11 protein-coding genes are annotated in these 10,976 nt (G+C 71.3%); 4 read left to right on the top strand and 7 right to left on the bottom strand.

Features of this window, described 5'->3' with window-relative positions; all coding sequences use genetic code 11:
* Positions 1-39: 39 nt before the first annotated feature.
* From Aut01nite_RS18555 to Aut01nite_RS18530, 6 genes are all read right to left on the bottom strand, one after another.
* On the bottom strand, positions 40-291 hold the full coding sequence (locus Aut01nite_RS18555; RefSeq protein ID WP_043523313.1) for a hypothetical protein: 252 nt from the start codon (positions 289-291) through the stop codon (positions 40-42).
* Between the two features lie 330 nt (positions 292-621).
* Positions 622-1,155: a hypothetical protein gene (locus tag Aut01nite_RS18550; protein ID WP_152628531.1), complete on the bottom strand. Its 534-nt coding sequence runs from the start codon at positions 1,153-1,155 to the stop codon at positions 622-624.
* 60 nt (positions 1,156-1,215) lie between these two features.
* Complete coding sequence (locus Aut01nite_RS18545) at positions 1,216-2,082, bottom strand: hypothetical protein (RefSeq protein WP_043523311.1); 867 nt, start codon at positions 2,080-2,082, stop codon at positions 1,216-1,218.
* On the bottom strand, positions 2,079-2,402 hold the full coding sequence (locus Aut01nite_RS18540; protein ID WP_043523392.1) for a PadR family transcriptional regulator: 324 nt from the start codon (positions 2,400-2,402) through the stop codon (positions 2,079-2,081). Before Aut01nite_RS18540 ends, Aut01nite_RS18545 begins: the two co-directional genes overlap by 4 nt.
* Positions 2,403-2,444: 42 nt before the next feature.
* Entirely contained in the window at positions 2,445-4,499 is a 2,055-nt protein-coding gene (locus Aut01nite_RS18535; protein ID WP_152628530.1) for a HEAT repeat domain-containing protein, read from the bottom strand.
* 8 nt (positions 4,500-4,507) lie between these two features.
* A complete protein-coding gene (locus tag Aut01nite_RS18530; protein WP_043523309.1) occupies positions 4,508-4,741 on the bottom strand; it encodes a hypothetical protein in 234 nt (77 codons plus the stop codon).
* An 11-nt stretch (positions 4,742-4,752) separates the two neighbouring features.
* On the opposite strand from Aut01nite_RS18530, the gene Aut01nite_RS18525 reads away from it, so the two are divergent.
* The 4 genes from Aut01nite_RS18525 to Aut01nite_RS18510 all read left to right on the top strand — a co-directional run bounded on the left by Aut01nite_RS18525 (position 4,753) and on the right by Aut01nite_RS18510 (position 9,333).
* Positions 4,753-5,937 carry a trans-sulfuration enzyme family protein gene (locus tag Aut01nite_RS18525; RefSeq protein ID WP_043523308.1) on the top strand — a complete coding sequence of 395 codons (1,185 nt, stop codon included), beginning with the start codon at positions 4,753-4,755 and terminating at the stop codon, positions 5,935-5,937.
* A gap of 44 nt (positions 5,938-5,981) precedes the next feature.
* The gene (locus Aut01nite_RS18520) at positions 5,982-6,203 is read left to right on the top strand and encodes a hypothetical protein (protein ID WP_043523307.1); all 222 of its coding nucleotides are present in this window, start codon (positions 5,982-5,984) and stop codon (positions 6,201-6,203) included.
* Positions 6,204-6,290: 87 nt separating this feature from the next.
* Positions 6,291-6,896 (top strand): TetR/AcrR family transcriptional regulator, encoded by a 606-nt coding sequence (locus Aut01nite_RS18515; protein WP_043523305.1) that lies wholly within the window; start codon positions 6,291-6,293, stop codon positions 6,894-6,896.
* Positions 6,897-6,909: 13 nt separating this feature from the next.
* On the top strand, positions 6,910-9,333 hold the full coding sequence (locus tag Aut01nite_RS18510; protein ID WP_043523304.1) for an MMPL family transporter: 2,424 nt from the start codon (positions 6,910-6,912) through the stop codon (positions 9,331-9,333).
* Positions 9,334-9,683: 350 nt separating this feature from the next.
* Here Aut01nite_RS18510 and Aut01nite_RS18505 read toward each other — a convergent pair whose 3' ends face one another.
* The gene (locus Aut01nite_RS18505; RefSeq protein ID WP_052163330.1) at positions 9,684-10,763 is read right to left on the bottom strand and encodes a substrate-binding domain-containing protein; all 1,080 of its coding nucleotides are present in this window, start codon (positions 10,761-10,763) and stop codon (positions 9,684-9,686) included.
* Positions 10,764-10,976: the final 213 nt, after the last annotated feature.

Below are 10,976 nucleotides of genomic sequence, written 5' to 3'. Positions count from 1 at the left end.
CGGCACGGCAGCCGCGAAGCCTCCCAGCAGGCGGCCCGCTTACTCGTCGGCCGGCCAGATCTCCGCCTCGGTCGCCGGTTCGGGAACGGGACGACCCGGCAGACGGCACAACTCCCGGACCACGTCCGCGTATCCCTCGGAGTCGTCGGCGATCTCGTAGAACTCACCCCAGGTCAGATCCACCACGAGGGTGCTCCAGTGACGACCGTCCGGCATCTCGAGCACCTGGATGAACACCGAGGAGATCTCGTCCCACGGCAACTCGGAGACATGGGTGTATCCCGGCCTCATCTCCTTGCCGAAGACCCAGACACCGGTTCCTGGACACTCGTCACTGTGATGCCCGCTTCGGTGACTTCGATCCGGTCCACCGCCGCATCGTAGCGGGCCGGCCGCAACGACTGCGGTGCCCGCCGGACCATATGGCCCCACTCGGTTTTGTCCGGCTGGCTGTCACGGCCGGGGGTGACCGGGGCGGGCATGCATGACCCGCACCCGGGGACGGTCGGAAGGGGACGCCTGCCGTGGCCGCCGCGAGGCACGGGACGCTGCGTGGCCCGTACCGAAGCATGGGGTGAGAGAAGCGCCGCGGACCGGAGGCGGACAACCGCCGTAACGATGTCAGGCGAGGTCCGATGGCTGTTCGCCCCGGTAGGGGATCCAGACGTGACCGGGCGCGAACCGGGTGAAGCCGGAGCCGTGGAGGTCCCGGTGGAGGTCCCGGTGGACGTCGTCCGCCAGCGTCAGGCCGGGCATCCGGCCGGTGGCCAGCTCCGCCATCCAGTCGGATCGGAGCTCGTCGAGGTCGACACGGTCCTCCGGGTTCCATCCGACCTGGGCCGCCCGGTAACCGGTGAACCGCCGCAGAAGGCCGTAGAGGCCGTGGCCCAGTAGGCCGAACTCCTCCCCGGTGAGCGGGATCGACCGCCGGCCGCGGTCCGGCGCGACGCCGGACCCGACACCGACCGGGAGGACCGACATCTCGAGGAACTCGCGGCCGCTGCTGGAGCGAGCCGTCATGAGCAGCGGCTCGTGGAGTGGGATCCGGTGATCGCCGACGTGGAGCGGAGGATGACCGCTGACGGCCGCACGCGCCCGCTCGGCGGCGTCGTGGTTCGCACCGAAGTTCACCACCAGCTCGAACGCTATCGCCACCACTCCTCCTCAGCGTTCCCAGATCTGCACGGTCAGTCGTTGTCGGATCCGGGCCCCCGATCAGATCACGGCGCGGCGGCGGCTGAGGACAGCGGCGATGATCAGGGCGACCGCGGGGATCGCGGTGACCGCGATGCCGGAGAGGATGGTGTCGGCGCCGCCGGGGATCTCGTCGAGCATGGCGAGAGTCAGGCGGGTGAGGATGCCGACGGCGGCGACCGCGGCGACCGCCAGCGGAACCCGGGCGTCAATGAACGACCACGCCAGAGCCAGCGCGAACACCGCGACGAGGGCCTGCTGCCGGTAGAACAGGTCAAGCCCGAGAACATGACCGGCGCCGGTCGGGAGGACACTGATCGCCGGGACGATCGCGAGCAGCCAGCCGGCCGGGGACGAATGCTCGCGGCGCGCGCCGAGCAGCGCAAGGATCAGCAGCACCGCCAGCGGGGCGGCCCAGAACCCGTCGTAGTACCAGGCGTAGCTCCAGGACGAACCGGAACGCGACTGGGACACGACGGAGGCGATCAGGGCGGCGACGGCGCCGGTGGCGGCCGTCAGATAGGCGCCGCGGGCCAGCGCGACGATCGCGACGACGTGCAGGACCAGGGCGGTGAGGGCGGCGATCGGGTACTGGACGAAGTCGAGGCTGCCGAACAGGGCCGGCGCGCCGGGGGCCGGCGCGGCGGTCAGGTCGACGGCGGCCGCGTAGACGAGCAGGACCAGGGCGGACAGCCGGACGGCGGAACGGGCGAACTCACCCGGATTGCGGCGCACGTCGGCGCCGGTGCGGGCCCGCAGCGCGCCGATGATCAGAGCGAGGCCCTCGCGGACCGAGAACCGGCCGGAACCGAGCATCACGGTGTCCAGGATCTTCTCACGTGGGGAATCGGCGGGATAGAGACGGACCAGCCGTGCGTAGATCGTCATGCGGGACGCACCGCCATCCGGATGACGCGGCGCTCGGTGACGATGCGGGCGGCGGCGGCCAACTGCTCGGCGTGCTGCTCGAGGGCGGATCGGCCGGCCCGGGTGAGCTCGTAGGAGCGGCGGGCCCGGCCGTTGACGATCTGCTCCTCGACGACCCGGATGTGCCCGGAACCGGTGAGCCGGTCGAGTGCGGTGTAGAGGGTGCCGGTGGCGAGCCGGATCCGCCCGCCGGACAGCGCCGACGCCTGCTGGATGATCGCGTATCCGTGCCGGGGCTCGTCCTGGAGTGCGGCCAGGATGAAGTAGGTGGTCTCCCGCATGCCGAGGACCATACGTAGCGTGCCGACATATTTCGACCCCGCTCACTGTCCCAGATGAGCGATGACGTTGCGGCAGGCCCGCTGGAGTCTCTCGTCGGCCTCGATGTCGGTGATCCCGCCGTCGCCGCGGCGGCTCTGCGCGAGTTCGGCGATCAGATGGGGCAGGGCCGGCCGCGCGGACGGGCCCATTCGGCGCAGGCAGGCGACCACCGGGTCGGCGACGCAGCCGTTGCGCTGCCAGGCCGACAGCAACGCCTCGATCACGACCGGTGCCTCGGGTTCACCGCCGATCTCCCAGAGCGCCGCCGCACAGGGCACCCGAACCCACTCCCGGCCACCGCCCACCAGCTCACGCAGGCGCGGGACGGCGGCCGCAGCCGGTGGCCCGATCACCTTGAGCACGTCGACAGCCGCCCGCACCGCCGCCATGTCCGCGTCCCCGGGCGGCCCCTCCGCCGCGGCCGCCGGACCGCTCGATCGCGGACCGGAGAAGACGGGCGCCTCGGATGGAGAGGTGGGCGGGTCCAGGAGCGCGAGCAGGCGCGGCAGGATCTCGTCGAGGTCGCGGCTGACGGTCGAGAGGGCGGCCAGGGCGGCATGGCGCACCTCGGCGTCGGTGCTGTCGATCAGCGGGCGGATGTCGGCGAGTGCGCTCTCCGCCAGCGGGCCGAACGAGGCCAGCGCCGTCAGGACCGCCGTGATCGTGCCGGCGCGGCCGTGCCGCACGGCGGCGGTGAGAGCGGCGGCGATGGCCGGAACCGTCCCCGGCTCGCCCAGCATCGACAGGGTGGTGAGCATCGCGTGGATGCCCATCTCGTCCCGGTCGCGGCTGTGGTCGGCGCGGGACAGCCGGTCGGCGACCAGCGGCGCCAGCAGGTCGGAGGCTCCCGGCAGGAACCGGGCGGCCTCGACGGCACGCCAGGCGTCCACGTCGGCGGTCAGGGCGGTGAACAGGCTCGGCGCGGCCCGCTCGTCGCCGAGCCGGGCCAGGGCCACGACCGCCTCCTGGTGTGCTCGCCGAAGGCGGGGCTGCGGGGCCGCCCACTCGCGCGGCCCGAGGGCGACGACCCGCGCGGCCAGGGCCTCCCGCGCGGGTGAGGCGATCGGATGACAGCTCCCGAGGACGGCCGCCGCCGCGGCCGCCACCTCCGGATCGTCGTCGGCGACCTGCCGGGCCAGCAGACGGATCAGGTCGGCGTGGTCGCCGCGCCATCGGGTCATCAGGTCGCCGCTCATCCGGATCGCGTCCAGCCGCCATCCCGTGTCAGGGCTGCGCAACTGCTCGGCGAGAACGGCGGTCCGCTCGATGATCCGGCCGCCGAGGAGGTCGTGCAGGGTGCGCAGCAGGCCGGTGGTCGGCGCGTGCACACGCTGAAGCCGCTCCAGGTCGGCGAAGGCGGCGGCGATCTCCGGTGGCACGCCGTCATCGAGGCCGGCCAGGGTGGCGTCGCCGGGCGAGGGCGCGCCCGGCGGGGTCAGGGACGTGATCGTCCACAGCAGGCTGATCACGGCGGGGACGAGGTCGTCGCTGATCCGGCCGGGGGTGCAGCGGGCACGGTGGATCACCGCGGCGAGACGGGTCGACAGGTCGGCGGCCGGATCGCCGGCGAGCCGGCCGAACCACAGCAGGATGTCGTCGGCGGCTGCCGGCAGCCGCAGCGCCAAGGTGGCCAGCGCCTCGACGATCAGGATCCGCTCGGCGGCGCCCGGCTCGGCCGGCAGGCGCTCGCGGAGCAGCACGGCGGCCTGCTGGGCGTCGTCGCGGAACAGGCCGAGCGCGGGGATCGCGGCCCGGCGGACCCGCACGTCGGGGTCGGCGGCCAGGGCGGCGAAGGTGGCGGCCCGCTCCCGGAGGGCCGCGGCGGCGTCGTCGATCTCCCGCCCGATGTCGACCAGCAGGGCGACGATCGCGGCCCGGTCCGGGGTGGCCGGGTCGGTGGCCATCGTGAACAGGAACGGCAGGCCGGCGATGGTGTCGGGATGGACGTGAACCGCACGGTGCAACCGGGTGAGCGCCTCGTCACGCTCGCTCGGGTCGGCCGACCGGAGCGCCGTCAAAAGGCCCGGGAGGGAGGGATCGTGCAGCCCGTTGAACATGGCCCGCACTATGCCCGCACCCCCTGACATTTTCGGACGGCGATCGCGGGCAGCGGCGGCGCGACCGCGGCCCCGGTGTACCCCTTCCAGGCTGTGGCCAGCGCCGAGACCGCAGTGGAGAGTTCTCTCTCGGAGGCCACGAAGGGCAGTCGCAACCGGTCCCCGCTGCCGCCGGAGGCGTCGAGCCGGCCGCCCCGCCCGCATTCCGGCGGCGCGTCGAGCGGGCCGGCGCAGGAGAACACAGGATCGGGGTATGCATCCCGACACGAGAGTGATCCACATCCGCGTACCGGTTCCGGAGAGCACCCCGCTGAGCCCGCCGCTGTACCAGACGTCCTCGTTCTCGTTCGAGGACCCGGAGCCGCTGGCCGACGGCCTCAACCACCCCGATCGGTCGTACGCCTACTCCCGCTTCGCCAACCCGACCGTGCGCGCGCTCGAGGACGCCGTCGCCGATCTGGAGGGTGCGGCGAGCGGGATCGCGACCGGCTCCGGCATGGGCGCGATCAGCCTGCTGCTGCACGCCCTGCTCCGCACTGGCGACCATGTGATCGCACAGCACACCCTCTACGGCGGCACGCACGCCACCCTGCGTGACATGGCCGACCGGTACGGCATCACCGTCACGTTCGTGACCGGTCACGACCCGGAGGAGGTACGCCAGGCGATCACCCCGCGTACCCGGATCCTCTATCTGGAGACCGTCGCCAACCCGACCGGCCACGTCAGCGACCTGCCCGCGCTCGCCCCGATCGCCCGCGCGGCCGGGATCGTCACGATCGTCGACAACACGTTCGCCACCCCTCTCCTGTGCCGGCCGATCGAGCACGGCGCGGACGTGGTGATCCACTCGGTGACCAAGTTCCTGAGCGGCCACAGTGACGTGACCGGCGGGATCGCGGTCTTCGCCGACGACGCGCTGCACCGCGAGGTGTGGGGGCACGCGGTGGAGTTCGGCGCGGTGACCGACCCGTTCGCGGCCTGGCTGACGTTGCGCGGCCTGCAGACGCTGCCGCTGCGGGTGGAACGGCACGCGGCGAACGTGACCCGGATCGCGGAGTTCCTCGCCGGGCATCCGGCGGTCGAGCGGGTGCTGTGGACCGGCTCCGCCGATCATCCGAGCAATGCGGTGGCCAGGAAGTATGTGCGCGGCTTCGCCGCACCCTTCTGCTTCGACCTGGCCGGCGGTTACGACGCAGGGCTTCACTTCCAGAGATCGGTACGCCTGATCAGGCTCGCACCGTCCCTCGGTGGCACACAGACGCTGATCCTGCACCCGGCCAGCTCGTCGCACCGGCAGCTGTCCCCTGACCAGCTGCGCAGCGCGTCGATCGGTCCCGGCACCATCCGGATCGCGGTCGGCATCGAGCACCCCGACGATCTGATCTCCGATCTGGATCGGGCTCTGACGTTTCCCGCGCCGATAAGCGGGCAGTGATAGAGGTGCACACACGGATCCCCACCGGACGAGGAGGCCCCCCGATGGCCGGCAACGAACACGAGGTCAACCGGAGCGCCAAGACCGGACGCTTCGTCAAGGAAAGCACCGCGGAGCGCAACCCGCGCACCACCACCACCGAGCACGTGGGTGGCGACAAGGATCGCGGCGACCGCGAGGTCAACCGCAGCACGAGCACCGGCAAGTTCGTCAAGCAGACCACCGCCGAGCTGCACCCCTCGACGACGGAGACCCAGAAGCTCTGACTCCTCGGGAGAGACCGGCCCCCGCGAATCTCGCGGGGGCCGGTCCGCGTTTGCACCCAGTGCAACGATGCACTTAGTGTAGAGACTGTGACCGATTCCCTGGACCGGCGGGCGGCGCTCAAGGCACGCCACCGGCGGGCCATCCTCGACGCGGCCGACGCGCTGGTCAGCGACGGCATCCGGTTCAGCGTCGACCAGCTCGCCGAGCGGGCCGACGTCTCCCGGCGCACCATCTTCAACCACTTCTCGTCGATAGACGACGTGGTCACCACCGTCTGCACGGAGATGCTGCGCGGCGTGATCGGCAGCTTCCGGTCGACCGTCACCGCCGGTGAGCGAGCCTCCATGTTCGACGACGTCGCCGAGGCACTGCGGGCCACCGACGTGCCCGGCATCATCGCGTTCCTCTGGCACGCCCTCGGCGGTTTCGGTCCCGGCGATCCCCGGGCCACCCAGATCTTCCACGCCACCTTCGCGCGGACCTCCGACGAGATGGCCCGCGAGCTGTCCCAGCGCTACCCCGAGGCCGACCCGCTCGACGCCGCGATCCTGGTCAGCTCCCTGATGAACGGGACCGTCTGCGTCGCCACCCACTGGCTCACCCGGACCTCCGCGGCCACCGACGACGCGGCCCGCGACCTGTGGCACCACCTGCTCGAAAAGCTCATCACAACCGTCCGCACCGGCTACTAGAAGGAACGAAACATTGGCCGAGCTCCTCTACCGCCTGGGCCGGTTCTGCGCCCGGCGCGCCGGGGTCGTCCTGGCGACCTGGCTCGTCGTTCTGGGCCTCTCCGTGACCGGGTACTTCGTCGCCCGGGGCGAACTGTCGCCGGTCGTCGACATCCCCGGCACCGAGACCGCCAAGGTGAGCGACCGGTTGGCCGAACGGCTGCCGGTCGCGGCCGGCGGCAACGGCAAACTCGTCTTCCACACCGCCGACGGCGCCCCGCTCAGCGACACCCAGCGGGCCGGCATCACCGAGCTGCTGAAGACCACCGGTGAGCTGGAAGGGGTCGCCTCCACGACCGACCCGTTCGCCATCGAGAAGCAGATCGCCGACCGGCGGAAACAGGTCGAGGACGGCCTCAAGGAGGTCGACGCGGGCCGCGCCCGGATCGACGCCGCCCAGCAGGAGATCAACCAGGCGAAGGGGTTGTGGGACGACCTCGACGCGGCCACCAGGGCCAAGGTCGAGGCCGGGCAGACCGAGCTGATCGACAAGAGTCAGGAGTTGCAGGAGGGCGCCACCAAACTGGCGTACGGGCAGCAGCTGCTGAACATGTCCGCGCCGATCCGCACCGTGTCCGCGGACGGCGCCACCGCCGTCGCGCAGCTCCGGTTCACCGTGCCGCAGCTCGACGTCACCCCGGAGACCAAGGAGCGGGTGGTCCAGCACGTCGACGCGGGCCTGCCCGCCGGGGTCGAGGTCGAATACTCCAACGAGATCACCCAGGGCCTGCCCGAGATCGTCGGCGTCGGCGAGATCATCGGCCTGGTGATCGCGGCGATCACCCTGCTGGTGATGCTGCGTACGCTGATCGGCGCCGCCCTGCCGATCCTCAGCGCGCTGACCGGCGTCGGCATCGGCGTCACCGCGTCCCTCGCGCTGTCCGGTGTGGTGGAGATGCTGTCGATCACCCCGGTGCTGGGTGTCATGCTGGGCCTCGCCGTCGGCATCGACTACAGCCTGTTCATCCTCAACCGGCACCGGCGGCAACTCGTCGACGGCGTCGACTTCCACGAGTCGATCGGCCTGGCCAACGGCACATCCGGCAACGCGGTCGTCTTCGCCGGGTCCACCGTGCTGGTCGCGCTGCTGGCCTTGAACGTGACAGGCATCCCGTTCCTCGGGCTGATGGGCACCGTCGCGGCGATCTGTGTGGCCGTGGCCGTGCTCCTCGCGGTCACGCTGACCCCCGCCCTGCTGTCGCTGATCGGCCGCCGCGTCCTCAACCGCAAGGCACACGCCCAGACCGCGCCCCCCACCGAGCCGATGCGCACCGGCCGGGCCGTCGTCACCGTGCTCGCGCTGCTGGTCGCGCTGATCGCGGTCGCGATCCCGGCGATGTCGATGCGGCTCGGCCTGCCCGACGGCTCGTCGGAGGATCAGGCCTCCAGCCAGTACCAGGCGTACAAGATGATCGAGGAGCAGTTCGGGGCCGGCGTCAACGGCTCCCTCGTCGTCGTCGCCGACCTGCCCGCCCCGGTCACCGGCGACGCCCAGCAGGCCGAACAGGCCCGCCTCGGCAACCTCCTGCTGTCGCAGAACAACGTCGCCGCGGTCGCCCCGATCGGCGCCTCCGCCGACAACACCACGCTCGCCTTCCAGATCATCCCGGAGGAGGGCCCGACCAGCGCCGAGACCGAACAACTGGTCCACGACCTGCGCGGCCTCTCCCCGCTCGGCGGCGACATCGAACTCGGCGTGGCCGGCAGCGCCAGCGGCAACATCGACATCTCGGAGAAGCTCGCCAACGCCCTGCCGCTCTACCTGGGCGTCGTCATCGGCATCTCGCTGATCATCATGATCCTGGTGTTCCGGTCCATCCTGGTCCCGGTCACCGCCACGCTCGGCTTCATCCTGTCGCTGTTCGCCACGTTCGGCGGCGTCACCGCGATCTTCCAGTGGGGCTGGCTCGGCGCGGTCTTCGGCATCCACGACCCCGGCCCGGTGCTGAGCTTCCTGCCGACCATCCTGATCGGCATCCTGTTCGGCCTGGCCATGGACTATCAGCTGTTCCTGGTGTCCGGCATGCGTGAGGCGTACGCCCACGGCGCCCCCGCCCGGATCGCCGTCCGGCACGGCGTGCACGCCGGCCGCACGGTCGTCACCGCCGCCGCGATCATCATGATCTCGGTGTTCGGCGGCTTCATCTTCTCCAACACCGCCATGATCCGGTCGCTCGGCTTCGGCCTGGCGTTCGGCGTCCTGGTCGACGCGTTCCTGGTCCGCATGCTGCTCATCCCGGCGGTCATGCACCTGCTGGGCCGCTCCGCCTGGTGGATCCCCCGCTGGCTGGACCGCATCCTTCCGGACGTGGACGTCGAGGGCGCCGCCCTGGAACGCGCCCACCCCGGCGCCCACCACGCCACCCACTCGGAACCCGCCGAACCCGCCCTCCGATAACCGACCCCCGCCCGCCTCGCTGCCGGAACCATCCCTTCCGGCAGCGAGGCTTTTCTCTGCCGTACGACCTCCGCAGCCGTCTCGTGGCACGCCTCGCGAGGCGGCCGGCGGTAATTCACTGGATGATGGAAGGCGGAGAAGTGATGGTTGCCCCATGCGACTGGACCAGATCTGGGATGACGACGCCGCGCGACGCTACGACACCCGTGGCACCGGGATCGCCGAGTCGCCCTCGCATGTCTCGACCTACCGGCTCCTCCCGGGGCAGTGACGGGCGTTGCGCGCTGAGCGTTTGTCTCTCTACCTCAGGATCGGGTCAGGGCTTCTCGAATGTCAGCGTCGCCGTGCCCTCAGCGAGGCCGGGCGACCGAGTCGCGGATGCGCAGTGACGGGCTTATCACCAGCCGGTGGGTGGGGCGCCGGGGGTCGGCGAGGCGGTCGGCGGTGAGGCGGACGGCGGCGCGGCCGATCGAGCGGCGGGGTGGCCGGACCGCGGTGAGGGCCGGGCTGAACAGGCCGGCCACCTCGTCGTCGTAGGCGATCACCGACAGGTCGCCGGGGACCGCGATCCGCCGTTCCTCGCAGCGTTGCACCAGCGTGATCGCCTCCGCGTCGGCGTGCACCAGCAGGGCTGTCGTCCCGGTGGCCAGGGCGCGGTCGAGGGCCTTGTCGACGGCGGTACGGCAGTCGGGGGACCTGGCGTCGGGAACTGTCGTGTCGACGGTGTCGCTGACGTCGAGGCCGAGCTCGGTGGCGGCCTCCAGCCAGCCGCGGCGCACGTGCGGGCGGGTCGGGCTGGCGGAGGCCAGGACCACGCCGACCCTGGTGTGACCGAGACCGGTCAGATGCCGTACGGCCATTCCGGCGCCCTGCGCATGGTCGGTGACCACGGATTCCAGGTGGGCGTGGTGCGGTCCGGCGGTGGCGGTGCGTTCCAGCAGTACGACGGGGATGCCGAGCCCGGCCAGCCATTCGATGGTGCGCTGCGCGGTCGGCACGTCCATCCGGGGCGCGGCGATCAGCGCGTCGACGCCCTGGTCCACGAGGCGGGCCAGTTGTGGCCGGTCGTCCTCGGTCTCGTACGACGAGCCGCGCAGCACGATCCGCAGGTCCAGTTCGCGGGCGGCCTCCTCGGCGCCGCGTGCCACATGTGGCCAGTAGTAGTCGAGGGACGGCACCAGCATCCCGATCGTGCTGGTGTCCGGGTCGTCGCGTTCGCTGCCGCCGTCGGGCAGTGCGACGCCGCCGTGCACCCGCCGGACCAGGCCCTCGGAGGCGAGTTGGGCGATGTCGCGGCGAATGGTGACGGTGGAGGCGCCGAGCGCGTCGGTCAGGTCGGAGACGCGCAGCACCCCGTCGCGTTGCAGCTGTTCGAGCAGGCGTGCCCGGCGGGCGACCTGTAACGGCCCCCGCTTGTCAGAACTACTCACCGATGCCCCTTCTCAGTGATCGATCCCGATCGCATCAGATCACTTTAGCCATCCTGCAACAAGCTTCGAGGGCCCGCAACGGCCGGGCCTGGCAATCAGAATGGCTGGTCAGCGTTGCTGAGCGAGCGGTTTTGGCGCTCTCTGAGCGATCGACGCATTGACATGCTCGATTGTGAGCGTTTAACTTCCCGGAAACCGATCACGGTACCCGTC

Origin of the sequence: Actinoplanes utahensis, assembly GCF_016862455.1 — a bacterium.
GTDB lineage: Bacteria > Actinomycetota > Actinomycetes > Mycobacteriales > Micromonosporaceae > Actinoplanes > Actinoplanes utahensis.
Note: the sequence above shows the minus strand (reverse complement) of the source record. Positions and strands in the feature narration are given on the sequence as shown.

Excerpts from the sequence above, each read along its gene's own strand:
- Aut01nite_RS18520 (WP_043523307.1), top strand. The coding sequence starts at position 5,982 with ATGGCCGGCAACGAACACGAGGTCAACCGGAGCGCCAAGACCGGACGC.
- Aut01nite_RS18525 (WP_043523308.1), top strand. The coding sequence starts at position 4,753 with ATGCATCCCGACACGAGAGTGATCCACATCCGCGTACCGGTTCCGGAG.
- Aut01nite_RS18540 (WP_043523392.1), bottom strand. The coding sequence starts at position 2,402 with ATGCGGGAGACCACCTACTTCATCCTGGCCGCACTCCAGGACGAGCCC.
- Aut01nite_RS18545 (WP_043523311.1), bottom strand. The coding sequence starts at position 2,082 with ATGACGATCTACGCACGGCTGGTCCGTCTCTATCCCGCCGATTCCCCA.
- Aut01nite_RS18535 (WP_152628530.1), bottom strand. The coding sequence starts at position 4,499 with ATGTTCAACGGGCTGCACGATCCCTCCCTCCCGGGCCTTTTGACGGCG.
- Aut01nite_RS18555 (WP_043523313.1), bottom strand. The coding sequence starts at position 291 with ATGAGGCCGGGATACACCCATGTCTCCGAGTTGCCGTGGGACGAGATC.